Annotated in this window: 28 protein-coding genes, 1 tRNA gene and 1 pseudogene; 7 read left to right on the top strand and 23 right to left on the bottom strand. The window is 66.2% G+C overall.

All coding sequences use genetic code 11. From position 1 onward, the window contains the following. Positions 1-5: 5 nt before the first annotated feature. Positions 6-1,184, bottom strand: a complete 1,179-nt coding sequence (locus ACYVGE_RS00530; protein WP_460726089.1) for a cystathionine gamma-synthase — start codon at positions 1,182-1,184, stop codon at positions 6-8. Positions 1,185-1,241: 57 nt separating this feature from the next. Here ACYVGE_RS00530 and ACYVGE_RS00525 point away from each other — a divergent pair, with 57 nt between their 5' ends. Further along, on the top strand, positions 1,242-2,255 hold the full coding sequence (locus ACYVGE_RS00525; protein ID WP_460726087.1) for a hypothetical protein: 1,014 nt from the start codon (positions 1,242-1,244) through the stop codon (positions 2,253-2,255). Positions 2,256-2,273: 18 nt separating this feature from the next. On the opposite strand, the gene ACYVGE_RS00520 is transcribed toward ACYVGE_RS00525, so the two are convergent. The 4 genes from ACYVGE_RS00520 to ACYVGE_RS00505 form a co-directional block, all read right to left on the bottom strand. Then, positions 2,274-3,215 carry a 2OG-Fe(II) oxygenase family protein gene (locus ACYVGE_RS00520; protein WP_460726085.1) on the bottom strand — a complete coding sequence of 314 codons (942 nt, stop codon included), beginning with the start codon at positions 3,213-3,215 and terminating at the stop codon, positions 2,274-2,276. Next, a complete protein-coding gene (locus tag ACYVGE_RS00515; RefSeq protein ID WP_460726083.1) occupies positions 3,215-4,591 on the bottom strand; it encodes a pyridoxal-phosphate dependent enzyme in 1,377 nt (458 codons plus the stop codon). The genes ACYVGE_RS00520 and ACYVGE_RS00515 overlap by 1 nt, the downstream gene beginning before the upstream one ends. A 239-nt stretch (positions 4,592-4,830) precedes the next feature. Beyond that, complete coding sequence (locus ACYVGE_RS00510) at positions 4,831-5,049, bottom strand: YdcH family protein (protein WP_460726081.1); 219 nt, start codon at positions 5,047-5,049, stop codon at positions 4,831-4,833. Positions 5,050-5,392: 343 nt separating this feature from the next. Then, positions 5,393-6,610: a DUF4398 domain-containing protein gene (locus ACYVGE_RS00505; RefSeq protein ID WP_460726079.1), complete on the bottom strand. Its 1,218-nt coding sequence runs from the start codon at positions 6,608-6,610 to the stop codon at positions 5,393-5,395. A 106-nt stretch (positions 6,611-6,716) separates the two neighbouring features. On the opposite strand from ACYVGE_RS00505, the gene ACYVGE_RS00500 reads away from it, so the two are divergent. After that, positions 6,717-7,823 carry a PilT/PilU family type 4a pilus ATPase gene (locus ACYVGE_RS00500; protein ID WP_460726077.1) on the top strand — a complete coding sequence of 369 codons (1,107 nt, stop codon included), beginning with the start codon at positions 6,717-6,719 and terminating at the stop codon, positions 7,821-7,823. Positions 7,824-7,914: 91 nt separating this feature from the next. On the opposite strand, the gene maiA is transcribed toward ACYVGE_RS00500, so the two are convergent. The 5 genes from maiA to rplM form a co-directional block, all read right to left on the bottom strand. Continuing rightward, the gene (gene maiA, locus ACYVGE_RS00495; RefSeq protein WP_460727248.1) at positions 7,915-8,574 is read right to left on the bottom strand and encodes a maleylacetoacetate isomerase; all 660 of its coding nucleotides are present in this window, start codon (positions 8,572-8,574) and stop codon (positions 7,915-7,917) included. 119 nt (positions 8,575-8,693) lie between these two features. Further along, positions 8,694-9,680: a fumarylacetoacetate hydrolase family protein gene (locus ACYVGE_RS00490; protein ID WP_460726075.1), complete on the bottom strand. Its 987-nt coding sequence runs from the start codon at positions 9,678-9,680 to the stop codon at positions 8,694-8,696. Between the two features lie 159 nt (positions 9,681-9,839). Beyond that, a tRNA-Gln gene (locus tag ACYVGE_RS00485) sits at positions 9,840-9,914 on the bottom strand. A 41-nt stretch (positions 9,915-9,955) separates the two neighbouring features. Next, entirely contained in the window at positions 9,956-10,348 is a 393-nt protein-coding gene (gene rpsI, locus ACYVGE_RS00480) for a 30S ribosomal protein S9 (protein ID WP_310056038.1), read from the bottom strand. Positions 10,349-10,359: 11 nt separating this feature from the next. Continuing rightward, a complete protein-coding gene (rplM, locus tag ACYVGE_RS00475; protein ID WP_310056037.1) occupies positions 10,360-10,788 on the bottom strand; it encodes a 50S ribosomal protein L13 in 429 nt (142 codons plus the stop codon). 165 nt (positions 10,789-10,953) lie between these two features. On the opposite strand from rplM, the gene ACYVGE_RS00470 reads away from it, so the two are divergent. Next, complete coding sequence (locus ACYVGE_RS00470) at positions 10,954-12,108, top strand: (Fe-S)-binding protein (RefSeq protein ID WP_460726072.1); 1,155 nt, start codon at positions 10,954-10,956, stop codon at positions 12,106-12,108. A 22-nt stretch (positions 12,109-12,130) separates the two neighbouring features. After that, entirely contained in the window at positions 12,131-12,772 is a 642-nt protein-coding gene (coq7, locus tag ACYVGE_RS00465; protein ID WP_310056034.1) for a 2-polyprenyl-3-methyl-6-methoxy-1,4-benzoquinone monooxygenase, read from the top strand. Positions 12,773-13,722: 950 nt separating this feature from the next. On the opposite strand, the gene speD is transcribed toward coq7, so the two are convergent. Beyond that, complete coding sequence (gene speD, locus ACYVGE_RS00460) at positions 13,723-14,514, bottom strand: adenosylmethionine decarboxylase (RefSeq protein ID WP_187712885.1); 792 nt, start codon at positions 14,512-14,514, stop codon at positions 13,723-13,725. Between the two features lie 282 nt (positions 14,515-14,796). On the opposite strand from speD, the gene crp reads away from it, so the two are divergent. Genes crp through ACYVGE_RS00445 form a run of 3 tightly spaced genes read left to right on the top strand, consistent with a single transcriptional unit; the run spans position 14,797 to position 16,292 of the window. Next, the gene (gene crp, locus ACYVGE_RS00455; RefSeq protein ID WP_310056308.1) at positions 14,797-15,432 is read left to right on the top strand and encodes a cAMP-activated global transcriptional regulator CRP; all 636 of its coding nucleotides are present in this window, start codon (positions 14,797-14,799) and stop codon (positions 15,430-15,432) included. 2 nt (positions 15,433-15,434) lie between these two features. Next, complete coding sequence (locus tag ACYVGE_RS00450) at positions 15,435-15,896, top strand: GNAT family N-acetyltransferase (protein ID WP_310056029.1); 462 nt, start codon at positions 15,435-15,437, stop codon at positions 15,894-15,896. 24 nt (positions 15,897-15,920) lie between these two features. After that, positions 15,921-16,292 carry a TFIIB-type zinc ribbon-containing protein gene (locus tag ACYVGE_RS00445; protein ID WP_460726069.1) on the top strand — a complete coding sequence of 124 codons (372 nt, stop codon included), beginning with the start codon at positions 15,921-15,923 and terminating at the stop codon, positions 16,290-16,292. Between the two features lie 33 nt (positions 16,293-16,325). Here ACYVGE_RS00445 and ACYVGE_RS00440 read toward each other — a convergent pair whose 3' ends face one another. The 12 genes and pseudogenes from ACYVGE_RS00440 to ACYVGE_RS00385 form a co-directional block, all read right to left on the bottom strand. Then, a complete protein-coding gene (locus ACYVGE_RS00440; RefSeq protein ID WP_460726067.1) occupies positions 16,326-17,060 on the bottom strand; it encodes a haloacid dehalogenase-like hydrolase in 735 nt (244 codons plus the stop codon). After that, positions 17,057-17,848 (bottom strand): indole-3-glycerol phosphate synthase TrpC, encoded by a 792-nt coding sequence (gene trpC / locus ACYVGE_RS00435; RefSeq protein WP_460726065.1) that lies wholly within the window; start codon positions 17,846-17,848, stop codon positions 17,057-17,059. The genes ACYVGE_RS00440 and trpC overlap by 4 nt, the downstream gene beginning before the upstream one ends. A gap of 111 nt (positions 17,849-17,959) precedes the next feature. Beyond that, the gene (locus ACYVGE_RS00430; RefSeq protein WP_460726063.1) at positions 17,960-18,301 is read right to left on the bottom strand and encodes an antibiotic biosynthesis monooxygenase family protein; all 342 of its coding nucleotides are present in this window, start codon (positions 18,299-18,301) and stop codon (positions 17,960-17,962) included. Then, positions 18,298-19,338 (bottom strand): anthranilate phosphoribosyltransferase, encoded by a 1,041-nt coding sequence (gene trpD / locus ACYVGE_RS00425; RefSeq protein ID WP_460726061.1) that lies wholly within the window; start codon positions 19,336-19,338, stop codon positions 18,298-18,300. The genes ACYVGE_RS00430 and trpD overlap by 4 nt, the downstream gene beginning before the upstream one ends. Before the next feature lie 74 nt (positions 19,339-19,412). Further along, the gene (locus ACYVGE_RS00420) at positions 19,413-19,991 is read right to left on the bottom strand and encodes an anthranilate synthase component II (RefSeq protein WP_460726059.1); all 579 of its coding nucleotides are present in this window, start codon (positions 19,989-19,991) and stop codon (positions 19,413-19,415) included. 86 nt (positions 19,992-20,077) lie between these two features. After that, positions 20,078-21,478, bottom strand: a complete 1,401-nt coding sequence (locus ACYVGE_RS00415) for a sensor histidine kinase (RefSeq protein WP_460726057.1) — start codon at positions 21,476-21,478, stop codon at positions 20,078-20,080. Continuing rightward, entirely contained in the window at positions 21,475-22,152 is a 678-nt protein-coding gene (locus ACYVGE_RS00410; protein ID WP_457095334.1) for a winged helix-turn-helix domain-containing protein, read from the bottom strand. Before ACYVGE_RS00410 ends, ACYVGE_RS00415 begins: the two co-directional genes overlap by 4 nt. A gap of 100 nt (positions 22,153-22,252) precedes the next feature. Then, a complete protein-coding gene (locus tag ACYVGE_RS00405) occupies positions 22,253-22,474 on the bottom strand; it encodes a hypothetical protein (RefSeq protein WP_460726053.1) in 222 nt (73 codons plus the stop codon). Between the two features lie 193 nt (positions 22,475-22,667). Next, positions 22,668-23,930: an MFS transporter gene (locus ACYVGE_RS00400; protein WP_460726051.1), complete on the bottom strand. Its 1,263-nt coding sequence runs from the start codon at positions 23,928-23,930 to the stop codon at positions 22,668-22,670. Positions 23,931-23,940: 10 nt separating this feature from the next. Then, positions 23,941-25,221: an MFS transporter gene (locus tag ACYVGE_RS00395; protein ID WP_460726049.1), complete on the bottom strand. Its 1,281-nt coding sequence runs from the start codon at positions 25,219-25,221 to the stop codon at positions 23,941-23,943. A gap of 66 nt (positions 25,222-25,287) precedes the next feature. Further along, positions 25,288-26,208, bottom strand: a pseudogene (guaD, locus tag ACYVGE_RS00390) (guanine deaminase); the annotation flags it as partial. Positions 26,209-26,265: 57 nt separating this feature from the next. Beyond that, positions 26,266-26,967, bottom strand: a complete 702-nt coding sequence (locus ACYVGE_RS00385; protein ID WP_460726047.1) for a hypothetical protein — start codon at positions 26,965-26,967, stop codon at positions 26,266-26,268. Positions 26,968-26,981: the final 14 nt, after the last annotated feature.

The following is a 26,981-nucleotide window of genomic DNA, read 5'->3' as shown; positions in this document are numbered from 1 at the left end:
CCAAACTAGACACCAAGCGCCTCATCCAGGTCGTCGCGAAGATCGGATACCGCTTCGATGCCGACGCTCAGACGCACGAGTGAATCGCTGATACCCAGGGCAGCGCGGCGATCAGGCGGAATCGATGCGTGGGTCATTACCGCCGGATGGTTGACGAGGCTTTCCACCCCGCCCAAGGATTCGGCCAGGGTGAACAGCTCGGTGCGTTCGCACAGCCGCTTCGCAGCAGCCATGCCCCCCTTCAGATAGATGCTCACCATGCCGCCGAACCCGTCCATCTGCTTCCTAGCCAGGTCGTGCTGGGGGTGCGATGTCAGGCCGGGATAGATCACCTTCTCGATCGCGGCGTGAGTGCGCAGCCACTCCGCGAGCAGCTGCGCGTTTTCACAATGAGCCTTCATTCGCAGGTGGAGAGTCTTCAGGCCTCGCAATGCCAGGAAGCTGTCGAAGGGCCCCTGCACGCCACCGACGGCATTCTGAAGAAAGGTCATCTGCTCCGCGATCTCCGCGTCATCGCCGACGACGACGATGCCGCCCACCATGTCGGAATGGCCGTTGAGGTACTTGGTGGCCGAGTGCATGACCAGATGCGCGCCCAGTTCCAGCGGGCGCTGCAGGATCGGCGAGCTGAAGGTGTTGTCGACGGCGACGATCAGCCCGTGTTTGCGGGCGATCGATGCGATCTTTTCGATGTCGACGAGTTTCAGCAATGGGTTGGTCGGGGTTTCGATCCAGACCAGCCGGGTGTTGGGGCGGATCGCGGCTTCGAAGGCCGCGGCGTCACTCAGGTCGACCCAGCTGAAATCCATGCCTGCGGAACGACGGCGCACGCGTTCGAACAGGCGGTAAGTGCCACCGTAAACATCGTCCATCGCGATGACGTGGCTGCCGCTGTCGAACATCTCCAGCACGGTGGACGTCGCGGCGAGTCCGGACGCGAACGCGTACCCGCGCGTGCCGCCCTCGAGGGCTGCGATGCAGCGCTCGTAGGCGAAGCGGGTCGGGTTGTGGCTGCGCGAATACTCGAACCCCTGGTGCTCACCCGGACTGCTCTGGGCATAGGTCGAGGTGGCATAGATCGGCGGCATGACGGCGCCGGTACTGGGGTCGGGCGACTGCCCGCCGTGGATGGCCAGGGTGCCCAGGCCGGGCTTGTGTCCACCTTCCGAATGTCGGTCACTCATGGATCTGCAGCCTTCCTGTTCCGCTAGCATGAACGGTCCTTGATTCTAGCATCGGACATGAATTCTTCCCGGCGACTGCCGCCCGATTTCAGCGAGAGTGCAGCCTATCCGCTGTATGCGATCGATCCGGCGCAGGACCGCGCGTGGGTACTGCATTTCGAGCGCGAGGACTATGCCCGCGCCAGCTTCCTCGACCAGCGGGCGCTGCGGCACCGGGAAATTTCCGGCTGGACGGTTTCCGGCGCGGAGCTTTCCGCCGCATTGCAACCCGCGGCTTCGCTGGCGCGCCTGCATTGGCTCTTCCACATCGGGCATTGCGGTTCGACGCTGGCCAGCAGGCTGCTTGACCTGGTCCCGGAGACACTGGGACTGCGCGAACCGTTGCCGCTGCTGACCCTTGCGCATGGACGCGGCCAGCCCATGGCAGGTCCATGGTTGTCGGCCACCCGACACCTGCTCGCGCGCGGCTTCACCGGGACGCGTGCGGTGGTCGTCAAGCCGACCAGCGTGGTCACGACCCTCGCCGACCAGCTGCTCCCCGACACCGGTCAGGCTTGCCTGCTATGGGTGGACCTGCAGACCTGGCTCGCCACCATGCTCAGGGACACGGATCTGGTGCAGGGCACGCTGGCGACCGAAGACCTGCGTCTTGCCGGGATCGACACCAGCGAACCGGCCTCCGGACCGGGGGCACGGCTGGCGCGTTTGTGGCTGGCGGAGCAGCTTCGCTGGTCCCGCTTCAAGCAGCGCAGCGAGTTCGCCCCACGCCTGCTCGACCTGGATTTCGCGGGACTCCTGAAGGACCCCGCTGCCGGCACCCGCACGCTCGCGGAACATTTCGGGCTCGTGGCTCCGGAAGACCTGGAGGCACGCATTGCGGCGTCCGGCGTTCTTGGTCGCTATGCAAAGGATGCTTCCCAGCCCTTCGACGAGCACGTGCGCCGGCAAGAGTTGCGGCAGGCGTCGGAGCGCCATGCGGCCGATATCGCCGAGGGCCTGGCGTGGGCCGGCCGGGAACTCAGGCGACAGGAAGCGACCGGACTGGAAGCGAGGCTGCGGCCCGCTGCCTAGCCGCTCAGGACTAGCCGCTCAGGAAAGGAATGTCGTCACCGCGTAGCGGACACCGCGGTCGACCGGGAGCACTTCGTGCAGCAGGCCGCATGAGAACACCAACGCGGTTCCCGTCGCCGGCGAGTAGCGGTGCGGCCCGAACTCGGGATAGCGGAATTCGCCCCCCGCGTAGTCGCCATGGTTGAGGTTGACCGATAGCGCGAACCGCCTGTGGGCGACATCGGGGGTGTCGTTGTCGCGATGGGCGCGAAAGTAACCCGCGCCTGCCTGGTACGAAAGCAGCTTGAAGGAATCGCGCCGGTTCACCTGGAAATTGAAGACCCTGGCGATTTCCGGCAATGCGCGACGCATCACCCGCTCATGCATGCGCGCCTCGAGTGCCGGATCGCGCGGCATGCTTTCGCGCCGTTGCTTGATCGACGGGTCCAGTTGCAGCGTTTGCGCGCCGCCTTCCATCACCAGGACCCGCGAGACTTCGCCACCCGCGCAATCCACTTCGAAATGACGGATCAGTTCCTGGCACAGGTCGCGCTCGAACACATCGGGGATCTGCAATACGGGGGCCGCGTGCAGCGTGCAGTCGGCACCCAGCGCCTCGACCACCTTCGCAGGCAACAGCGCATGGGACGATGGCAGGCGTTGCTCCTGCTGCAGGCGCAGGTTGGCATCGGCCAACCACAGCACGTCGTCTTCGAACAATTCCAGCCAGCGGGCGTCCGCGCCAAGCGAAAGCCATCCCGCGGCCGTGCCGGGAAACGCCTGCGCTCCAACGCACAATGCCGTAATGCCCTCGGGCACTTCCGGCAAGGACGCCGCCACCGTTGCGGACGAGGGCTTCAACAGCCATAGCGGGGCGCCCGCGAATTCGGCGTGCAATGTCCGACCGCCATCGCTGCCGTGCAACCGCACATCGGGTACGCGATCGCCCGGCAGCAGGCGCTCGAGTGGCGCGCCCGCCATCACTGCACCCGGCGGCGCAGGTAATTGAGCAGGTCGATGCGGGTGATCAGGCCGACGAACCGCTCGCCTTCCACCACGATGGCGACATGGCCGCGATCGAAGACCGGCAGCAGTGCTTCGATCGGGGAACGGACATCCAGCTTGTCGAGCTTGCTCACCATCGCCGTCGCCACCGGATCGCGGAAGCGCGACTCGTCGCCGTACACATGCAACAGGACGTCGCTCTCGTCGACGATGCCCACGATGTTGTCGCCCTCCATGACCGGCAACTGGCTCACGTCGTAGAGCTTCATGCGCTGCCAGGCCGTGACCAGCAGGTCGGTCGGGGCGACCACGATCGTGTCGCGCTTGGAGAACGGGCGCGTTATCAGGTCGCGCAGGTCGCCCGTGGGTTCGCGGTCGAGGAAGCCGTTGTCCAGCATCCAGTAGTCGTTGTACATCTTGGAGATGTACTTGTTGCCGGTATCCGGAACCAGCACCACCACTCTCTTCGGCGTCGTCTGCTCGCGGCAGTACTTCAGTGCGGCGGCGAGCAGGGTGCCGGTGGAGGAGCCGCCGAGGATGCCCTCCTTTTCCAGCAATTCGCGCGCCGTGAGGAAACTCTCCTTGTCGGTGATCGCGTAGGCCTTCTTCACCCGGGTGAAGTCGGAGATCTGCGGCAGGAAATCCTCGCCGATGCCTTCCACCATCCAGCTCGCGGACTTGTCGCTGAGCGTGCCGCGATTGATGTATTCCTCGAGGATCGACCCGACAGGATCGGCCAGGATCAGCTCGGTGTGCGGCGACTTCTCGGCGAAGCAGCGCGACAGGCCGGTCATGGTGCCCGAGCTGCCGCAGCCGAAGACGATGGCGTCGAGGCCGCCCACCTGGGCCATCTGCTCCAGGATTTCCGGGCCGGTGCCGAATTCGTGCGCCGCCGGGTTGTCGGGATTGCCGAACTGGTTGATGAAGTACGCACCCGGCGTTTCACGGGCGATGCGCTCCGCCATGTCCTGGTAGTAGTCGGGATGGCCCTTGGCCACGTCCGAACGCGTGAGCACGACCTGCGCGCCCATCGCCTTGAGATTGAAGATTTTCTCGCGGCTCATCTTGTCGGGCACCACGAGGATCAGCTTGTAGCCCTTCTGCTGCGCGACGAGTGCCAGCCCGATGCCGGTATTGCCGGCGGTGCCTTCGACCAGGGTGTCGCCGGGCTTGATCTTCCCCGCCTTCTCCGCAGCTTCGATCATCGACTTGCCGATGCGGTCCTTGATCGAACCGCCAGGGTTCTGCGATTCGAGTTTGAAATAGAGCTCGCACGGGCCGGTGTCGAGGCGGCGGGCTTTCACGATCGGCGTGTTGCCGATCAGTTCGAGTACGGAGGCGTGGATGGGCATGGGAATCCTGCAGCCGCCAACCTGGCGGCAGTCGCCGGATTCTACCGGGCGCCCGCGCCGGGGCGCAGGTGCGGCCGCGCTGTCGTGATGCCCAGCGCGGGCGACGGCGGTCCGACGAGGAAGGCGCCGCCGCCCGCGTTGAGTAGCCGGGGCGATGGTTGCGGCCGATCCTGTGCCGGCCGGCACCGCCGGCGATGTCCTCGTGGACTCGCCGGCCATATTTCAGGTATTCGGGGACGTCAGTGGTGTCCCGCGTCGTACATGCGGACCAGGCGGTCCTTGGCAGCAAGTTTCTCGCGTTTCATCTGACCGAGCGTTGCGTCGTCGACCGGCAACACGCCGAGCTCGGCATCCATCACCTTCTTGTCGAGATCGCGATGGCGCTGATACAGCTGCTTGAATTCGGGATTGGAACGCATCAGCGCGTCGATTTCCTGCTGCGGTTGTTCTTCGAACATGGTGCCTCCTTCAACGATTGCCTGTTGCACGTGGCGTCGAGACCCCGGACGCAAAAACGCCCCGGTCGCGGGACCGAGGCGTTGCGTCGGGTGATAACGGGAGCCGGGGACGACGGATCAGCGGACCGGCTTCACGCAGGCCCGCCGAGACCTCTTTTGTGGCGGCGGTGTCCTGCGAAAGAGGTGCTTGCGTCATGGACCGGGCTCTCGACCAAGCGGCTGTGGAACCGCTCGGATAATTGACGCTACTCCTCCCCACCGGCCTCGGCAAGCGGCCGCGGACGAATGGCGCGGCGCATCCCGCCCTGCCCCGGTCAATCGAATAAATATTTGATATACATCACTATTTTGTCGAAATGACCACTTCGACACGGGGCTTGGATTTGGACGTCGAGCCCACGGCCGCGCGTACCTGCTGGCGCGAAGCCCCCGCCTTGACCAGGGCCTCGCGCACGGCTTCGGCGCGTTGCTGGGCCAATGCGGCCTTCGGGTCCATGCCCTCGATACGCGCCGCGCTGCCACTGGTCGCCTGCAGGTAGGCGGCGAGCGTGCGCACGCTGGAGGCGCCTCGGTCGGTCAGGGTCGCCTTGCCGGCCGCGAACGTGTCGCCGCCCAAGGTAAAGACCTCGCCACGATCGTCCCAGCGCGAAGACGGCAGCTTGCCGCCTGCCACGAGCTCGGCTTCCTCGCGCGCCAGCTTGGCTTCGCGCTCGCGCGCCGCCCTTAGCTTGGCGGCCTGCACGTCGCTGACGCCGGCAATGGCGGCTTCCACGTCCTGCATCGCCAGGTCGCTCTGCGCGGCCTGCTGGCGCAGCCGTTCGGCCTCCTCGGCCTGGATCTGGGCCTGCACGCGCAGGCGCTCGGCCTCGGCCCGGGCGGCCTCGGCATCGCGGCGGCTGGCTTCGACCAGCAACTCGGAACGCTCGCGGTCGAGCTGGTCGATATCGCGACGGCTCGACTCGGTGCGCGCGGTGAGTTCGGCGATCTCCACCCGGCGCAGGGCGAGGTAGTCGGCGGCCTCATGCTTGCGGCGGGGGGCCTTCGCCAGCGCGTCCACCGCCTGCTGCGCCCGCAGGCGCTCGAAGGCCCCGAATGCGGTCAGTTGCGGATCGGCAGCCAGGGCCTGCAGGCGCATCGCGTAGTCGCCCGTCGCGGGCGGCTCGCTGTCGAGCGCGCTGGGGCGCATCCCGCCTTCGTCGATCTGGAGCCGGCTGCGCAGGTCGCCGATTTCGGAACGGCGCTGGACCAGTTCGGTGCGGGTCTGCGCTGCCCGGCTGCGCGCGTAGGCCAGGTCGCCATCCGCGGCCGCCGCCAGGGACAGGGCCAGGGCGTCCTTGTACTTCCGGGCCGTCATGGCCAGTTGCGCCTGTGTCAGCTCGTCGCGTGCCGTCGCCAGCTCCTGCGCCGCGTACTGGTCGCCATCCGCGCTGTCGGCACGGCTGACGGCCTGCTGCGCCGCCGTCAGCTCTGCGTCTGGTGGCTGCGCGGCCCTCGCGGGCAGGGCCGAAGCGAGAACCAGTGCCAGCGAAAGTTTCAGGATTTGTGCGAAGCTTGGGCTCATTGGGGATGCCGTGACTGCCGGGGATGGGTATGGCTTCGGCGCGGCCATTGTCGGAAGCTCGCGCTGTGCTTGCAACGGCGCTATTGATAGTTAAGGGGACGGATACATGGACATCGGCTACTTCCTCAAGCTGATGACGGAAAAGAACGCGTCGGACATGTTCCTGACCACCGGCGCGCCTGTGTATATCAAGGTCGAGGGTAAGTTGTATCCACTCGGCAATACCGGCCTGCCCCCAGGCATGGTCAAGAAGATTGCCTACTCGCTCATGGACGAGGGACAAGTTCCCAACTTCGAGCGTGACCTCGAGCTGAACATGGCGCTGGCACTGGCGGAAGCCGGCCGGTTCCGCGTGAATGTATTCAAGCAGCGCGGCGAAGTCGGCATGGTGATCCGCGCGATCCGCAGCGTGATCCCGTCGATCGAGGAACTCCAGCTGCCGCAGGTGCTGAAGGACATCATCATGGCCCCGCGTGGGCTGGTGCTGATCGTCGGCTCCACCGGTTCCGGCAAGTCGACCACGCTCGCGGCGATGATCGATCATCGCAACACGAGCACCTCGGGCCACATCCTCACCATCGAGGACCCGATCGAATACCTGCACAAGCACAAGAAGTCGATCGTCAACCAGCGTGAGGTCGGCCTCGACACGCATGCCTTCCACAACGCGCTGAAGAACGCGATGCGTGAAGCACCGGACGTCATCCTGATCGGCGAGATCCTGGACGCCACCACGATGGAAGCGGCGATCGCGTTCGCCGAAACCGGCCACTTGTGCCTGGCGACGCTGCACTCCAACAACGCCGACCAGACGCTGGAACGCATCCTCAACTTCTTCCACGAATCCGCGCACAAGAACGTGCTGATGAACCTTGCGTTGAACCTGCGCGCGGTGATCTCGCAGCGACTCGTGGTCGGCAAGGACGGCCGTCGCCTGCCGGCGACCGAAGTCCTGATCAACACGCCGATGATCCGCGACCTCATGCGCCGCGGCCAGGTGCACGAGATCAAGCCGGCGATGGAAGGCTCGTTGCAGGAAGGCATGGAGAGTTTCGACCAGTGCCTGTTCCGCCTCTACAAGGAAGGCCGCATCGAGCGCGAGGAAGCGCTGCGCGCGGCCGATTCGCGCGACGGCCTGGACCTCAAGTTCCGCCTGTCCGAAGGCGGCGACGTGCACGACCCCTACGCGGAAGTCTTCACTCCCGCCGGATAACTGGATATGCAGTGCGGAGCGTCGCTCCCGCTGCATGGGAACCGGCACCCCTCGATCGACAGCTTCGCAAGGCCGCAAATCCGGGTGTCGCCTACACGGGTTTGTCCGGCTGCATTTCCGGGCGCGCCAGGTCGAATGCGGGCAGCTGCAGGCAGGCCTTCTCGATCCGCGCGATGGTAGGGAACTGCGCCACGTCGACGCCGAAGCGACGCGCGTTGTAGACCTGCGGGATCAGGCAGCAGTCGGCAATGGTCGGCGTTTCGCCCTCGCAGTACTGGCCGGTCGAGAGGTGGTCGTTGAGCATCGCCTCGATCGCCCCGAAGCCCTCGCTTATCCAATGGCGCACCCAGACATCGCGTTCGGGCTGCGGCACGTTCCATTCGTGCTCGAAATACTGCAACACGCGCAGGTTGTTGAGCGGATGGATGTCGCAGGCGATCGCCAGTGCGAGCGCGCGAGCGCGCTGGCGCGAGCGCGCCGTAACCGGCAGCAGCGGACGCATGGGCCAGGTCTCATCGAGGTATTCCAGGATGGCCAGCGACTGCCGCAATTGACGGCTGCCATGCTGCAGCACCGGCACGAGCCCCTGGGGGTTGATCCGGCGGTATTCCTCGGTGCGCTGTTCGCCGCCGTCGCGCAGCAGGTGGATGGGCACGATCTCGTAAGGCAGGCCTTTGAGGTTCAAGCCGATCCGCACGCGGTAGGCGGCGCTGGAGCGCCAGTACGAATACAGCCGCAACTGATCGGTGATGCGCGCGTCTTCCACGTCCCCTTCCCCTGTACGTCGGCCCGATGGGTCGCCGGGATGACCAACCTTAGCGGGCGCGGCCGACGGCAGTCATCCTTCCGCCGGCCTGCCAGCGCCGCCGGTCAGGCCGACTGGCGCTCGATGCGTTGCTCGATGGCCCCGAACACGTCACTGCCGTCGCGCGCCTTCATTTCGATGCGCACGACATCGCCGAACTTCATGAAGGGCGTGATCGGCTTGCCCGTTTCCAGCGTTTCCACGGTCCGGCGCTCGGCGAAGCACGAGGCCCCGAGGCTGGTGTCTTCATTGGCCACCGTGCCGGAACCGACGATCGTGCCGGCCGACAGCGGACGCGTCTTGGCCGCATGCGCCACCAATTGGGCGAAATTGAACTGCATGTCGACCCCCGCCTCGGGCGCACCGAACCATTCGCCGTTGATGTGGGTGAGCAGCGGCAGATGCACCTTGCAGTCCTGCCACGCACCGCCAATCTCGTCCGGCGTGACGAAGACCGGCGACAGCGCCGAACGCGGCTTGGACTGCAGGAAGCCGAAGCCCTTGCCGAGCTCGGCAGGAATCAGGTTGCGCAGGCTCACATCATTGACCAGGCCCACCAGCTGGATGTGCGCGGCCGCGACTTCCGGCGTCACTGCCATCGGCACGTCGTCGGTGACGATCACGACTTCGGCTTCGAGATCGATGCCGTAGTCTTCGCTCACGACGCGCACCGGATCGCGCGGGCCATAGAAGCCCGCGCTGACGGCCTGGTACATCAGCGGATCGGTGTAGAAGCTTTCCGGCACCTCCGCGCCACGCGCGCGGCGCACGCGCTCGACGTGGGGCAGATAGGCGCTGCCATCGACGAATTCGTAAGCACGCGGCAGCGGTGCCGCGAGCGCGGCCATGTCGAGGTCGAAGGCGCCCTGGGCGCTGCCTTCGTTCAATGCATCGGACAGCGCATTGAGGCGAGGCGCTGCATTGGACCAGTCCTCCAGCGCGCGCTGCAGGGTGTCGGCGATGCCGGTAGCCTTGACCGCACGCTTGAGGTCGCGCGACACGACAATGAGGGTGCCGTCACGGCCGCCTTCCTTGAGGGAACCGAGCTTCATCTGTGACTCCGGATTTCTGCGCCGCAGCGCGATAGTTGCAATTGTAACTTAGGCGGAAACAGCGTCGCGCGTGAGCTTATGCCGTGCAACGCATGCCGCGAAACCCGCGACGAAATCGCAGCCAACAAAAAACCCGCCTTGCGGCGGGTTCCTTGTGTTTGGCAGCCCCGGATGGATTCGAACCACCGAATGCCTGAGTCAGAGTCAGGTGCCTTACCGCTTGGCGACGGGGCTATGAAGCTGGATCTATGTAACTGGATCTGCAGTTCCGAATATTAGCGCTTCGAGAACTGGGTGGCACGACGTGCCTTGTGCAGACCGACCTTCTTACGCTCGACTTCGCGGGCGTCGCGGGTCATGAAGCCGGCCTTGCGCAGCTCGGACTTCAGCGATTCATCGTACTCCACCAGCGCGCGGGCGATGCCCAGGCGGATCGCACCGGCCTGGCCGGTGATGCCGCCGCCGGCGACGGTGATCGTGACGTCGAACTTGTCGCCCGACTTGGTCAGCTCAAGCGGCTGGCGCACGATCATGCGCGCGGTTTCGCGGCCGAAGAACTCGTCGATCGGACGCTGGTTGATGGTGATCTTGCCGTCGCCCTTGCGCAGGAACACGCGGGCGGTGGAGGACTTGCGACGGCCGGTGCCGTAATTCTGCTGGAGTGCCATGTGTCGTTACCTTAGAAGTCCAGCGGCTGCGGCTGCTGTGCGGTGTGCGGGTGTTCGGCGCCCTTGTAGACCTTGAGCTTGCGGTACATCGCACGGCCCAGCGGATTCTTGGGGAGCATGCCCTTCACGGCGATCTCGATGACGCGCTCCGGATGGCGCTCGAGCGCCTGGCCGAGGGTCTCGGACTTCAGGTTGCCGATGTAGCCGGTGAACCGGTAGTACATCTTGTCCTGCAGCTTGTTGCCGGTCACGGCGATCTTCTCGGCGTTGATCACCACGAGGTAATCGCCGGTGTCGACGTGCGGGGTATAGACGGGCTTGTGCTTGCCACGCAGGCGGCGGGCGAGCTCGGAGGCGAGGCGGCCGAGGGTCTTGCCTTCGGCGTCGACGACGTACCAGTCACGCTGGACGGTCTCGTTCTTGGCGGTAAAAGTCTTCATGACTGCTCTACTTAAGGGGTACCTGGTCGGGCTGATTCAGCGCGGGATCCCGTGGATCGACCGGCGGAACTTCGCCTCGCGTTTGGGCGGAACGAAAAGAAGCGGGATGATAACGGCCCTGCCCGGCCACCGCAAGCCCGGGGAACCCGGTGCTAGCATCCGGCCATGCCTGAGGCCCTCCGTCCCGTCACTGCCGCCTCCCCTGCGGACCGGCTGCTGGCGCTGGCCGACCGCTGCGTCCAGTGCGGCCTGTGCCTGCCGACCTGCCCGACCTACGGCCTGGAGCGTGAAGAAGCCGAATCGCCCCGCGGCCGCATCGCCCTGGCGCGGGCCTGGACGTTGGGCACGATCCCGCCGACCGACACTTCCGACAGCCACCTGGACCACTGCCTGGGTTGCCGCAGCTGTGAAGCGGTATGCCCCGCCGGCGTGGAGTATGGGGAACTGCTGGTCGAGGCGCGCACCCGCCAGCGCGCCAGGCGCGGCGCGGGCTGGCGACAGGCGGCGATGGAATGGCTGGCGGCGCGCCCACGGCTGCTCGGAGCGCTCCTCAGCCTGTACGGCCGGCTATTCCCGGTGCTGCCGAAGTTCCTGCGGCCACTGCCGCGTCCCGGCCGCGTGGCCCGGAAGGCGGCAACGCCCGCGCCTTCGATGCCGCCCGCCGAGCCTGTCTCACTGTTTATCGGATGCATCGCGCGGCCTTATGAAAGCGCCGTGCGCGAAGCCGCCGTGCGCCTGTTCGACGCGGCGGGTGCGCGAACACACGTTCCGGCAGCGCAGACCTGTTGCGGAGCGCTGCATGCGCACGCGGGCTCGCCGAGCCAACACCTGGTTGCGATCAACCGCGCCGCGTTTTCCGGCAGCGGCACCGTGCTCACGCTGGCGAGTGGATGCCATGAAGCGATTGCGCAGGCGCTGTCCGGCGTGGCCGCAACCGTGGACGGCCTGGCGTTCCTGCACCAGCGCACGGGCGCCATCCAGTTCGCCGAATGCAGGGAACGCATCGCCTTGCACCTGCCCTGCACCCAGCGCCACGTCGTCAGGTCGGTGGCGGCGCTGCGTGGCCTGCTCGCCCGCATCCCCGAACTGGAGGTCATCGAATTGACCGCCGGTTACGGCTGCTGCGGCGCTGCCGGCACGCAGATGCTGTTGGACCCCGAGCGCGCTGCCGCCTATCGCTCCCCGCTGCTCGAACAATTCGAACGTAGCGGCGCCACCCGCCTGCTCAGTGCCAACATCGGCTGTCGCCTGCACCTGGCGAACGCGACGGCGAAACCGGTCCAGCACCCGCTGGAATTCCTCGCGGCATGCCTCGCCTGATCCGGGCGCTAAACTGCGACCCATGAATGCACGCGCCTTTACTCCGTTCGACCGCCTGCTGATCGATGCACAGAACGCGCTGGACACCATCTTCGGTGCCCCGCCCGCGCAGCGCGCGAATCCGGCGATCGGCGAGCCCGACGTCGTCCTCGACGATGCCGAACGCCGCCACGCCGCCGGACTGATGCGCATCAACCATGTCGGCGAAGTCTGCGCACAGGCGCTGTATGTCGGCCAGGCTGCAGTGGCGCGGGATGACGCCACCCGCGCGCACCTGCTAGAAGCGGCCCAGGAAGAAACCGACCACCTCGCCTGGTGCGCGCAACGGCTGGATGAACTGGACAGCCGCCCCAGCCTGCTCAACCCGGTGTGGTATGCCGGCAGCTATGCGATCGGAGCGCTGGCCGGCCTGCGCGGCGACGGCTGGAACCTGGGGTTCGTGGTCGAGACCGAGCGCCAAGTCGAGGCCCATCTCGACGAGCACCTGCAGACGTTGCCGCCGGCCGACGGGCGCAGCCGCGCGATCCTGGAAGTCATGAAGGCCGACGAAGCCCGCCATGCCGACAATGCCCAGGCACAGGGTGCGCGTGCCTTGCCGCAGCCGGTGCCCACCTTGATGGCGATGGCGTCGAACCTGATGAAGACGATCGCTTACCGGATCTGAATTCCCGTTTGCCGCTTTTGCTCGTCATCCCGGCGAAAGCCGGGATCCATTTTGTGCTCGTCATCGGCGAAAGCCGGGATCCATTTTGACTTTGACGTTGCCGTTGCTTCCCGCTCTCAAGCGACAGTGCACGCGGTCACCCTGGTCGCGAGAGCAAGCTACAAGAGCAACAGCAAATGGATCCCGGCTTTCGCCGGGATGACGAGCAAAGGCACAGGGGGCGCGCGCCTTGCCACAACCGGTGCCCACCCTGATGGCGATGGCATCGAACCTGATGAAGACGATCGCCTACCGGATCTGAAATTCCCGATTCCCGCTTTTGCTCGTCATCCCGGCGAAAGCCGGGATCCATTTTGACTTTGATGTTGCCGGTGCTTCCCGCTCTCAAGCGACAGTGCACGCGGGTCACCTCGGTCCCGGTCGCAAGCTACAAGAGCAACAGCAAATGGATCCCGGCTTTCGCCGGGATGACGAGCAAAGGCGCAGGGGGCGCGTGCCTTGCCACAGCCGGTGCCCACCCTGATGGCGATGGCATCGAACCTGATGAAGACGATCGCTTACCGGATCTGAATTCCCGTTTGCCGCTTTTGCTCGTCATCCCGGCGAAAGCGAGATCCATTTTGTGCTCGTCATCCCGGCGAAAGCCGGGATCCATTTTGACTTTGACGTTGCCGTTGCTTCCCGCTCTCAAGCGACAGTGCACGCGGTCACCCTGGTCGCGAGAGCAAGCTACAAGAGCAACAGCAAATGGATCCCGGCTTTCGCCGGGATGACGAGCAAGGAATGATCCCGGCTTTCGCCCGGATGACGAGTAAAGGAAGCGCAAAGAGAAGCCCGGCAATGGATCCCGGCTTTCGCCGGGATGACGAGCAGCGAAGGGCGGGTGGTCGGCTACGGCGCAAAGAAAAGGCCGGCAATGCCGGCCTTTTTCTACACATCTCCGCTTCCGGTCAATCGACCAGGTTGCGGCCGTGGTAGAGCTCCTCGATCTCCCGCTTCAGGCGCGCTTCGATCTTCATGCGCTCCTTGAACGACAGGTTCTTGGCCTTCTCCTCGAACAGATAGGTATCGAGGTCGAATTCCTTCAGGTGCATCTTCGTGTGGAAGATGTTTTCCTGGTAGACGTTCACGTCGAGCATCTCGTAGCGCGACTTGATGTTCTTGGCCAGGTAGTCCTGGATCGAGTTGATCTTGTGGTCGATGAAGTGCTTCTTGCCCTTGATGTCGCGGGTGAAGCCGCGCACGCGGTAGTCCATCACCACGATGTCGGACTCCAGGCTCTCGATCAGGTAGTTCAGGGCCTTCAGCGGCGAGATCACGCCGCAGGTGGCGACGTCGATGTCGGCGCGGAAAGTCGCGATGCCGTTGTCCGGGTGGGTCTCCGGATAGGTGTGCACGGTGATGTGCGACTTGTCCATGTGCGCGACCACGGCTTCCGAGATCACGCCCTTGGCGTCGGCCTTGTCGATGACCGGCTGCTCGGAGATCAGGATCGTCACCGAGGCGCCCTGCGGGTCGTAGTCCTGGCGGGCGATGTTGAGGATGTTGGCGCCGATGATGTCGGCCACATCGGTCAGGATCTGGGTCAGGCGGTCGGCGTTGTAGGCCTCGTCGATGTACTCGATGTAGCGCTTGCGCTCGTCCTCGGAGGCGGCGAAGCACACGTCGTAGATGTTGAACGAGAGCGCCTTGGTGAGGTTGTTGAAGCCTTGGAGCTTCAGGCGCGGCAGCGGCTTGACCAATGTCTTGTCCAGGTCGGGCGGCGGGGGGCCGCGCTTGCGAGGGCGCGATTATGCGGCAATCGGAACACGGGGGCCAAACCAGCCACGCGCGCGGCGCCGGAAGGCGGCCGTGGCCGTCCCGGGAACCGGAACTGAGACCCCGGTCGTCATTCCGGTGACCACCAGCGGCAATATCCGGCACTATTTGCCCATGCCCCGGCTTGGCCCTAAGCTCCGCCGGTTCCTAATCAATTCAACTGGTCGATATCCGTGATAGCCCTGCGCAAGACCAACAGCCCGTTGATGCCGGACAGCGCCACCATCGAGCGCTTCCTCGCACACTGCCACCGCCGCCGCTATCCCTCCCGCACCGACGTGTTCCGCCCGGGCGACCCGGCCAACACCATCTACTACCTGATCTCCGGCTCGGTCAGCATCATCACCGAGGAAGACGACGGCCGTGAGCTGGTCCTGGGCTACCTCGGCCCGGGCGAGTTCATTGGCGAACTCGGCCTGTTCGTCGAGAGCGAGCGCCGCGAAGTCGTGTTGCGTACCCGCACCCCGTGCGAGCTGGCCGAGATCGGCCACGAACGCTTCTACGACCTGCTGCTGACCCGCCTGGCCACGGACGCCCCGAAGCTGCTCTACCAGATCGGCGCGCAGATCTCGAAGCGCCTGCTCGACACCAGCCGCAAGGCCGGTCGCCTGGCCTTCCTCGACGTCACCGACCGCATCGTCCGGGCGCTGCACGACCTGTCCCGCGAACCGGAGGCGATGAGCCACCCGCAGGGCACGCAGATCCGGGTGTCGCGCCAGGAGCTTTCGCGCCTGGTCGGCTGCTCGCGCGAGATGGCCGGCCGCGTACTGAAGAAGCTGCAGGCGGACGGCAAGCTGCACGCCCGCGGCAAGACCGTCGTCCTCTACGGCACGCGCGACTAGCAATGGGAAGGCTGGCCGGCTCGTCCACCACGACGGTGCGCATCCGCCCAGCCCAGATCGGCGATGCCAACGACGTCGCCGGCCTGCTCGACGCACTCGGCTACCCCTGCACGCGCGAGGACGCCGCCGAGCGCATCTCGCGCGTCCTGCACGATCCACGGCTGTTCCTCGTGGTCGCCGAGATCGAGGGCGCGGTTTGCGGGTTGATGTCGCTCGACATCCGCTACTCGATCACCCGTGGCGCCGACCTCGGCCGCATCACGGCGCTGGTGGTGTCGGCCAATTGCAGCCGCCAGGGCATCGGCCGCCGGCTGTTGCGCGAAGCCGAGGCCATCGCGCGCCGCGCGCACGTGGCCCGCATCGAGGTCACCAGCAATGTCCGCCGTGAAGCCGCCCATGCGTTCTACCTAGGGTGCGGCTACAGCGAAGGTTCCAGGCATTTCATCAAGTTACTGGGCGACTGAGCACCGCCCGACAGGAAGCGATCCATGCAGTGTCCGAAATGCCACTCGGTGATGGCCCCCGTCATTCACTCGGGTTGCGTCGTGCACCGGTGCACGCAATGCGCCGGCCTGTGGTTCGAGCCGCTCGACCACGAGCGCCTCAAGGATGCCGCCGCGGAGATCGACACCGGCGATGCCGAGGTCGGCGCCCGGTACAACCACATCGACCGCATCGAGTGCCCCCGGTGCGCGCACTGGCAGCTGATCCGCATGGTCGATGCGCAACAGCCGCACATCTGGTTCGAGAGCTGCAAGCACTGCTACGGCCGTTTCTACGATGCGGGCGAGTTCCGCGATTTCGCCGACCACTCCCTGGCCAAGTTCTTCGATGACCTGATGGCCCCCGAACGCGAGTGAGCCGCGGACGGCCACTGCGCGGGCACGACGGCGCTAGCCCGGAATCGCTTCCCCGCCGCGCTTGCGGCAGCCCCAGTTGAGGATCGGCGTACCGGCGGGCAGCACGCGGCGAAACATCTCCACGCGCCCGGGCTTCGGGTTCACCACCACCGGCTTGCGCGCGGCGCGCAGCAGCGGCAGGTCGGCGCTGCTGTCGGAATAGGCGACGGCGACCTCGTCGCGGAAGCCCGCCTCGCGCAACATCGTCATCTTCATCTCGTTGTGGCAGTGGCGCCTCGCGCCGAGGCCGCCCAGGCGCGGGCCCACCTGCGTGCCAACCACGGGCACGTCCTCGTGGGCGACGAAAGCCAGGATTGCGCGCGCCAGTTCCGGCGGCGCTCCGGTCGCGACCACCACGCGGTCGCCCGCTTCGCGATGACGATGCAGGACATCGATACCGATGGGCAGCAGGCGCTCCCTGATCTTCACGGCGTGCGTGGCGACATAGCGGTCGATGAGCGCGTCGAGCTCGCGCGGGCGATGGAAGCCTACGGTTCCCGCCCACACGAATGCGCTGACTCCGAAGCGTCGCGTCGGCAGGAAGGCCACCAGCGGCAGGAACAGCGGCAACATCGGCAAAACCAGCAGTCGCCGCCACCAGCTGCGCCGGATCAGCCACGCGAACAGGTGACTACCGGAATCGCCGTCGTACAGGGTGTGGTCGAAGTCGAAGACGACCAGTGGGGCACCGGCCTGCGCTCTCGGATACTGCCTGCCCTTGATGCTCATGCGGCGAACAGGCGCTTGAGCGCCGCACCCGGATCGGCTTCACGCATGAACGTCTCGCCGATGAGGAAGGCATTCACGCCAGCGGCGCGCATCTTCTTCACGTCGTCACGCAAGGCGATGCCGCTTTCGGTGACGAGGATGCGATCGCGCGGCACCGCATCCTGCAACATCAAGGTTGTGTCGAGCGACACCTCGAATGTGCGCAGGTTGCGGTTGTTCACGCCGATCAATTCGCAATCGGTCTGCAGCGCGCGCTCGAGCTCGTCGACGTCGTGGACCTCGATCAGCACGTCCATGCCCAGCTCGCCGGCAAGATTGGCCAGTTCGACCAGCTGCGCGTCTTCCAGCGCGGCGACGATCAGCAGGATGCAGTCGGCGCCGATCATGCGCGCCTCGTAGACCTGGTAGGGATCGACGATGAAGTCCTTGCGGATCACCGGCAGCCGGCAGGCGCTGCGCGCCTCGCTGAGATACAGGTTGCTGCCCTGGAAGAAATCGACGTCGGTGAGCACCGACAGGCAGGCCGCGCCACCCGCTTCATAGCTGCGCGCGATCTCTGCCGGCCGGAAGTCGGCACGGATCACGCCCTTGGAGGGGCTGGCCTTCTTCACTTCCGCGATCACGGCGGCGTCGCCGGCATCCAGTTTGTTGCGGATCGCCCTGACGAAGCCGCGCGTGGCCGGCTGGTTCAGCGCGCGCGCGCGCAGTTCCGACAACGGACGTATGCGGCTGCGCTGTTCGATCTCCTCGGCTTTGCGGGCGAGGATGGTGGTGAGGATGTCGCTCATGGGGGAAATTGTAGTTTCTTTGCGGCGCCGGCCTGGGGGCTTTGGAACAAGGCGCTGTGGTTTGCCATCGTCAGCCGCCGGCGCGGCATTCATCGATTCGGTAGCCGGTTTCTATCGCGGGCCGGCCGGCTTCCCATACGCGCGCGCGACCTTGGCCACGCGCAGCTCGAAATGTTCGTACCAGTGCTTGCGGCCGTGCGCGCGGGTGGCGGCGTGCTCGGCCTGGTATTTCCAGGCAACGATCGCCGCTTCGCTTTCCCAGTAGGACACGGTGATGCCAAAGCCGTCGGCGCCGCGTACCGATTCCGCGCCGAGGAAGCCCGGCTGCTGCGCGGCCAGTTCCAGCATGCGTTCGGCGGCCGCCGCATAACCGGCCTCGTCGTCGCCGTTGCGCTGCGAGGAGAAGATCACCGCGAAGTACGGTGGCTCGGGGAGTTTGGCGAAACCGTTCATGCCTTGTCCTCGGCGAGTTCCCGCGTGGTGGCGATGAATTGTTCCAGTTTCGCGCGGGCGGCACCGGATGCGATGGCGTCGCGCGCCCTGGCGATGCCGTCGCCGATCGAATCGGCCACGCCCGCCGCATACAGCGCCGCGCCCGCGTTGAGCGCAACGATCTCCAGCGGCAGCCCCGGCTTGTTGCCGAGCGCATCCAGCAGCATCGCCTTCGATTCGACCGCATTGGCCACGCGCAGGTTGCGCGAGGCGGCCATGGCGATGCCGAAATCTTCCGGATGCACTTCGTATTCGCGCACGACGCCGTCGCGCAGCTCGCCCACGAGCGTGGCCGCGCCCAGCGACATCTCGTCCATGCCGTCGCGGCCCCACACCACCAGTGCGCGTTGCGCGCCCAGCTCCTGCAGGACGCGCACCTGGATGCCGACGAGGTCGGGATGGAATACGCCCATCAGGATGCTCGGCGCATTGGCCGGGTTGGTCAGCGGACCCAGGATGTTGAAGATGGTGCGCACGCCCATCTCGCCGCGCACCGGGGCGACGGCCTTCATCGCCGGATGATGCACCGGCGCGAACATGAAGCCGATGCCGCAACGCTCGATGCATTGCGCCACCTGCTCGGGCTGCAGCTCGATGCTTGCGCCGAGGGCTTCCAGCACGTCGGCCGCACCCGACTTCGACGAAACGCTGCGATTGCCGTGCTTGGCCACCCGGGCGCCCGCGGCCGCGGCCACGAACATCGACGCGGTGGAAATGTTGAATGTGTGCGCGCCGTCGCCGCCGGTGCCGACGATGTCGACGAGGTGGGTGCGATCGGCCACCTGGACGGGACGCGCGAATTCGCGCAGCACGGTGGCGGCGCCGGCGATCTCGCCTACGGTTTCCTTCTTTACCCGCAGGCCGGTGAGGATCGCCGCGGTCATCGTCGGCGACACCTCGCCGCGCATGATCTGCCGCATCAGATCGACCATCTCGTCATGGAAGATCTCGCGGTGCTCGATGGTGCGCTGCAGGGCTTCTTGCGGGGTGATGGGCATTGCGGCTTCTGTCTGCAACTGGATTGCGGTGCCGGGTTTGCGGGTGGAATACCCTTCGCCGCCGGAGTGCGGTTCTATCGTTCGAGGAAGTTCTTCAGCAGCGCATGCCCATGCTCGGTCAGGATCGACTCGGGATGGAATTGCACGCCCTCGACCGGATGCTCGCGATGGCGCAGGCCCATGATCTCGTCGAACGAACCGTCGTCATTGTCGGTCCACGCGGTGACCTCGAGGCTGTCGGGCAAGGTGTCGCGCGCGACCACCAGCGAGTGGTACCGCGTGGCTTCATAGGCATCCGGCAATCCGGCGAATACGCCCTGCCCGCCGTGGCGGATGCGCGAGGTCTTGCCGTGCATGATGGTCTTGGCGCGGACCACGTCGCCACCGTAGGCCTGGCCGATGCTCTGGTGGCCGAGGCAGACCCCGAGGATGGGCACGCGTGCGCCGAGTTGCCTGATGACATCCACGGAAACGCCCGCCTCGTTCGGCGTGCAGGGACCGGGGGAAATCACGATGCGCTCGGGCGCCAGTGCCTCGATCTGCGCCACCGACAGCTCGTCGTTGCGCACCACCTTCACCTCGGCGCCCAGCGTCTGCAGGTACTGCACGAGGTTGAAGGTGAAACTGTCGTAGTTGTCGATCATCAACAGCATGGAACGGCCTGCTTCCGGTGCCGCGGCGGGGGCGCGGACGGGCCGGCAGGATATCGCATGCACCTGCCCGGTGCCGGTGGACGGCCTTATGAAACTTCGCTTTGCGGGGCCGCCGATGCGGCCGACGGCAGGATCACGCGCACCCGCAATCCCGGCTCGTGATCCAGCAGCACCACGCGGCCGCCATGCCGTTGCACGATCGCGCGCACCAGGCTCAGGCCCAGCCCACTGCCGGGCGAACCCCGATGGCCTTCCAGGCGCTGGAAACGGTCGAAGACGCGCTCGCGATCGCCTTCCGGGATCCCGGGACCACGATCATCGACCTGCAGCACCACGCCTTCGGTCGTGGCATGCGACGACACCGCGACATCGCTCCCGGCCGGTGCATATTTCACGGCGTTGTCGAGCAGGTTGACCGATGCCTGGAAGAGCTGGTCGCGGTCGCCGTGTACCCATGCGGGACGCAGGTCGGAAAGCAGCCGGATTCCGCGTTCGCCGGCGCTGGGTGTGTACAGCTCCATCGCGTCGGCAACCAGCGCGGACAGGTCGAGCAACGGATCATCCTTCGCGGGGGCCTGTGCTTCGATGCGGGCCAGCCGCAGCAACGCACCGAACGACTGCAGCAACTGGTCGGTTTCGGCGATCGCGCCATCGAGCGCGGCTCCCTGGGCGGTGCCATCGGGCTGCTGGCGGAGACCTTCCAGGCGATTGCGCAGCCGGGTCAGGGGCGTGCGCAGGTCGTGGGCGATGTGGTCGGTGGCATGGCGCACCCCGCCGAGCAGTTCCTCGATGCGGTCGAGCATGCCGTTGAAGCGGCGCGCGAGCCGGTCGAAGGCGTCGCCGCTGTGATCTAGCGGGACCCGCAGCGCGAGCTCGCCGCCGCCCACGCGCTCGGCCGTGGCGTCGAGGCTGCGCAGGCGACGGGACACCCACCGCGACGTGAGCCAGCCGATCAATGCACCGAGCGTGGCGGCGAACACCAGCGCGACCAGCGCCGTGCGCTGCATCAAGGAGAGGAAGCGGTCCTGCGAGCGCAATCGCAACCCAGCCAACAACATATCGCCGCCGGCCAGCGGCTGCAGGTAGGCGACCACGTGCAGCGGGGCATCGTCGCCATCCTGAGAAAGCAGTCGTTCGTCGAACTCGACCCAGCGCGCGCCCCGCCGGTAATGCGGCAACGTGGTGAAGCTGCCCATGAGCAGCTTGCCGCGCGGCGACACCAGTGCGTACACGGCATCGGGGTCTTCCGGCTCCGCCAGGCGGCGCTGCAATTCGTCGAGCAGCGTCTTGCGCCCGTCTTCGCGATACACGTCGAGCAGGCCCGCCGCATCGTTGCGCACCAGTTCGCGCGCGTCCTGCAGCAGCAGGGTCGAAACGGCGTAGTAGACACCGGCCCCGAGCAATACGAACGCGAGCAGGAAGGCGGCCATCACCACCAGCGCAAGTCGCGTGCTGGTGGAAAGCGCATGGTTGTTGCCCGGGGTCATTCGCCCAGCCGGTAACCGGCGCCGCGCACGGTATGCAGCAATGGCCGCGCGAAGCCGTGGTCGATCTTCTGCCGCAGCCGGCTGATGTGCACGTCGATGACGTTGGTCTGCGGATCGAAGTGGTAGTCCCACACCGCCTCGAGCAGCATGGTGCGCGTGACCACGCGATCGGCCTGGCGCATGAGGTATTCGAGCAGGCGGAACTCGCGTGGCTGCAGTTCGATGCGCCGATCGCCGCGGCGCGCCTCGCGGCTGAGCAGGTCGAGTTCGAGGTCGCCCACGCGTAGGCGGGTCGGCTCGCGCTCGTCGCCCGCGCGGCTGCGGCGCACGATGCTGTCGAGGCGCGCGCTCAGCTCGGAATAGGCAAACGGTTTGGCCAGGTAGTCGTCGGCGCCGGCACGCAGGCCCTCGACGCGGTGGTCCACTTCCCCCAGCGCCGTCAGCAGCACCAGCGGCGTGCGATTGCCTGCGCCGCGCAGGGTCTGCAGCACGACCAGGCCATCGAGGCCCGGCAGCATGCGATCGAGCACGATCGCGTCGTAGGTTTCGGTGGTGGCCAGGAACAGGCCCTGCTTGCCGTCCTCGGCATGGTCGAGCACATGGCCGTCCTCGCGCAGGCCCTTGCCTATGAAGGCCGCGGTGTGGGGATCGTCTTCGACCAGCAGGACGCGCATGTCACCTCCCGGATGAAAAAGGATACCCCGCCGAAAACCTTCGACGGGGTATCCCGCCCGCATCCACTTACGGGCGTCGGGGACCGTATCAGCTCTTCGATCAGCTCTTCTTGGCGTCGCTGGCTGCGGGCGCCTTATCGGACTTCACGTCCTTCTTGGCCTTGGCCATGTGCTTGTGCTTGGTGACCGTGGTCTTGGCTGGCGCGGTGGAGTTGGCCGGCGTGGTCGAGGAAGCAGGCGTGGTGCCGGGCGGTGCGGCAAGGGCCGTGCCCGCGAGGGCGCTGAGAGCGGCGGCGAACAGGATCTTGCGGGAGTTGTTCATGGTGGCTCCTGGATGAAGGTCGGATTGCCGGTGGGGCGTATCCCCATCGCAGCGACAGGTTGCGCGCCGGGGCTTCACCGGCGCCTTTCCGCGTCATGAACGATCCGTAATGTTTCCGCCGCGCACTGCATGCGATGCCCGGAATGCGGTCGCGCCTCCCGGCCGCCGCCCCGCGGCGGTCACGGGAGTGGCGCTATCCGGCGGCGGTGCGGGGATAGGTTTCGCGCATCAGCAGCGCAACGACGAATGCGATGCACACGCCCAGGAGGAGTGGCCTGCCTGCAAACTGCACCATCGCCGCGGACGCGGGGGGAATGCCGGCTTCCAGGCCGATGCCGATGCGCATTCCCGGACGGCTGATCATCAGGCCGCCCACGATGAACATCAGGCCGTTGACGACGGCGGCGGATGTGCCGATGTACTTCGGCTCTACGACGTCGGACGCCGTGCTGAAGGCCAGCATGTGGGCCGAGTTTCCGAACCCGAACGCGAAGCAGAGGAAGAAATCGAAGGCGGCGCCCATCGCCGGCCCATACATCAGCAGGGCGAGCGCGCCGATCTGGATCGCGATGCCGACCAGGCTCGGAAGCTTGCGCCGCCGCAACCTGTCCGAGATCCAGGGGGCGACGAAGCAACCCGCGGCCAGTCCCAGCCACAGCATCGACGCGCCCAGGTTGGCGGTGCCGCTCTCCGCTCCGCGCACGATCAGGATCTTGGGTGCCCATACGACGCCCAGCGCCAACATGACGCCGAAGCACAGCGCCCCGAAAATCGCCGCGATCCAGATGTGCGGAATCCTGGCGACCGCTGACAACGAACGCAGCACGTTCACGAGGAACGGCTCCGACCCCGACGCCGGGGGTGGCGCCGGGTCGCGCAGCCACAGGAAGGCGACGAGCAGCAGGAGTACGCCAAACGCGCCCGCGCACCCGAAGAGCACTCGCCACTCGACAGACGAGAGCGCGAAGCTCAGCAGGTTCTGGTTGAAGGCGGAAAAGAGCGACGCGGCGAACTGCACCAGTCCGAACATGAAACTGAACTTCGCCCATCCGAACCAGGTTCCGCCGACATAACCGGCACCGACGAAGCCCGTGCAGGCACCCAGCGCAATGATCAGCTGCGACAGCATCAGCATCCCGAAGTTGCGCGCGGTCGCGAAGACGATGATGCCCACGGTGACGAACACGATCGCGGGTAGCAGGACCTTGCGCGCGCCGAGCCGGTCCAGCAGCGGTCCGCTGAGGAACTGGCATATCGCGAACATCCAGGTGTACGACGCGGCGATGATGCCGACCTGCGCGATGGACAGGCCGACATCGCGTTGTACGTTCGCGTTGACGATCGAATAGCCGGTCTGGAAGCTGAAGTAGTAGATGACGAACGTGACCGCGATCAGCCAGACGCGCCACGCCTGCGCGCCGCCCAGTACCGGTTCGCTGCGAGGCGTGGCGGCCATGGCGACGCCGCTATCGGCCAACGTTGGCGCGCGGATAGGTTTCCTTCATGACCAGCGCGATCACCAGCGCCAGCACGCAGGCGATGATCAACGGCAGGCCTGCGTACTGCGCGAGCGGCAGCGACTTCGGTTCCAGCCCGGCCTCGATGGCCATGCCGATGCGCACGCCCGGGCGGCTGATCAGGATGCCGCCCATGATGAACATCAGGCCGTTGACGACCGCGGCCGAGGTACCGATCTGCCGCGGCTCCACCACGTCGGCGGCGGTACTGAAGGCCAGCATGTGTGCGGAATTGGCGAAGCCGAATACGAAGCACAGGATCATCGCGAGCGCCGTGCCCAGGCTGGAAATGTAGAACAGCCCCAGTATTGCCGCGAGCTGGACCGCGGCGCCGAGGATGATCGGCACCTTGCGGCGGTGGATCATGTCGGACCACAGCGGCACCACCGCGCTGCCCGCGGCCAGGCCCAGCCACAGCAGCGACGCGCCCAGCCCGGCGGCGCGCTCGGGGAGGCCGTGCACCATCAGCAGCTTGGGCGCCCATACCACGCCCAACGACAGCATCACGCCGAAGGACAATGCGCCACCGATCGAGGCGACCCAGACATGGGGAATCCTGGCCACCTCGACCATGCTCTTGATCACCGCAGAGAAGAAGTTGCCCGAGCCCGGGTGGCTTTCCACGGGAGTGGGATTCCGGATGTACATCAGCCCCAGCACGAACAGGACGATGCCGAAGGCCGCGGTCCAGTTGAACAGCGCTCGCCATGTCATCCCGTCCAGGGCCAGGCCGATCAGGTTGACCGAGAAGGCTGAGGTCAGCGCGGCCCCCACCTGCACCAGGCCGAACATGAAGCTGAACTTCGCCATGCCGAACCACTGGCCGCCGATGTAGCCGGCGCCGACGAAGCCCGTGCACGAGCCCATGGCCACGATGACCTGCGACAGCAGCAGCATGCCGTAGCTGCTGGCGTTGGCGAACATGAAGATGCCGATGGTCACCAGGGCAATGGAGATCGGCAGCACCTTGCGCGATCCGAGGCGGTCGAGCAGCGCGCCGCCGAAGAACTGGCAGATGGCGAATGCCCAGGTGTAGACCGCCGCGATGGTGCCGACCTGGGCGATCGTGATCCCGGTGTCCTTCTGCACGTTCGGGTTGACGATCGAATAGCCGGTCTGGAAGCTGAAAAGAAACACCACGAAGGTCACGGCGAGGATCCACACCCACCACGCCATATGACCGCCGAGCACAACGCTGGTCGGGGTTGATGCAGGTTGTTTGGCAGACATGGCGAAACTCCTCGATGAACGGTGGGCCGCGACCCGGCCGCGCTTCAGTGGGTTTTCAGTGGGCTCTCAGTGGGTTCTCTCGTGGCGCAGCTGGCCGGCAACGTAGGTCGCCTGCACGGCACGGTCGTCGCCGAGCGTCATCTGGATGAACAGGGCCTCGTGGATGTCCTCGGCGAATTGCATCCGGTACTCGATGATCGGCGTGGATTTCATGTTCAACACGACGATGTCCGCCTCCATGCCGGGCGCGATGCTCCCGACCTTGTCCTCGATGTACATTGCATGCGCGGTGCCGCGCGTGGCCAGGTAGTAGGCATGGCCCGCGGTGAGCTTCTTGCCGTTGAGCTGCGCGGCCTTGTAGGCCTCGTTCAACGTGAGCAGGATCGAGAACGATGTGCCCGCGCCAAGGTCGGTGCCCAGGCCCACGCGCACCGGCCGCGCCTTGTCGGCCGCGCGGAACACGTCGAGGTAGCCGCTGCCGAGGAAGAAGTTGGACGTCGGGCAATGCGAGATCGCCGAGCCGGTGCGGTGCATCGTGTGCATCTCGTCGTCGGTCAAGTGGATGCCGTGGCCGAACACCGCACGCGGCCGGCACAGCTTGTGGTGGTCGTAGACGTCGAGATACCCCTTGCGGTCGGGGAACAGGCTCTTTACCCAGGCGACTTCGTCCACGTTCTCCGACACGTGGGTCTGCATGTGGCAATCCGGGAACTCGTCCCACAGGTCGCCCGCCGACTGCAGCTGGTCCGGGGTGCTGGTCGGCGCGAAGCGCGGCGTGATGCAGTACATCAGGCGTCCGCGGCCGTGCCATTTCCGGATCAGCGCCTTGCTGTCGTCGTAACCGGACTGGGTGGTATCGAGCAGATAGTCGGGCGCATTGCGGTTCATCAGCACCTTGCCGGCGGCGATGCGCATGCCCAGGCGCTCCGCCTCCTCGAACAGGGCGTCGACCGATTGCGGGAACACGGTGCAGTAGATGCAGCTGGTGGTCGTTCCGGGAGCGGATTGGACGTAGCCGCCGCGCCGGCGCGTAACGCGGTCGCCCTAGCCCACGCTGCCGCCTCGGCGCAGTGGCACCGGCGCCGTGGCGATGCGGCTCTTGAGCTCCGCCAGTTCGCCCGGCAGCACCACCAGGTAATGGATCAGTTGCTCGGCGAGTTCGAGCAGGTTTTCGGCGGTGACCTTGTCGATCGCGGCTTCGTCCTCGAACTGCCGGCCGAACGCGCCATCGGGCGCCATCAGATGCGAGATGTCCTGCAACGGCCGGGTCAGGTCGATATCGCGCGGCAGGGTCTCGAGCTGGCGTGGCAGCGGCAGGTCGCGCTTCTCCGCGGGCAGCAGGCGCGCGCACAGGCCTTCGAGCAGGTGTCGCACCGTCAGCGCGGTGGGGCCCCATTCGGCGTGGTTGTAGAGCTTCACGGCCGAGTCGTAGGTGCGTGCCAGCGGTCCGGACAAGGCGTGCAGATGCTGCGTGCCCGTCATGCAATCGCGTCCACCCGGCGCCGGATAGGTGAAGAGCGTTTCCGGTTTGCAGTTGTTGTAGTCGTCGATCAGCTGCACCAGCAGGACCGGGCGTCCGCAGCGGGTGCAGGTCATTTCCGTGGCCACGATCTGGCCGCCATGTTCCTGCCAGGGCCGCGCCTCGAACATCGCCTTTGTATTGCAGCCCGGGCAGATCAGTTCGATCGCGCGGGCAAAACCGTTGGCAAACCGGGCCTGGACGCTGGTGTCGGGAATCTGATGCATGGCGCACTCCCTCA

The sequence above is a fragment of the Lysobacter rhizosphaerae genome, from assembly GCF_054779795.1.
The sequence above is the reverse complement of the archived record's forward strand: the minus strand, read 5'-3'. Positions and strand labels throughout refer to the sequence as shown.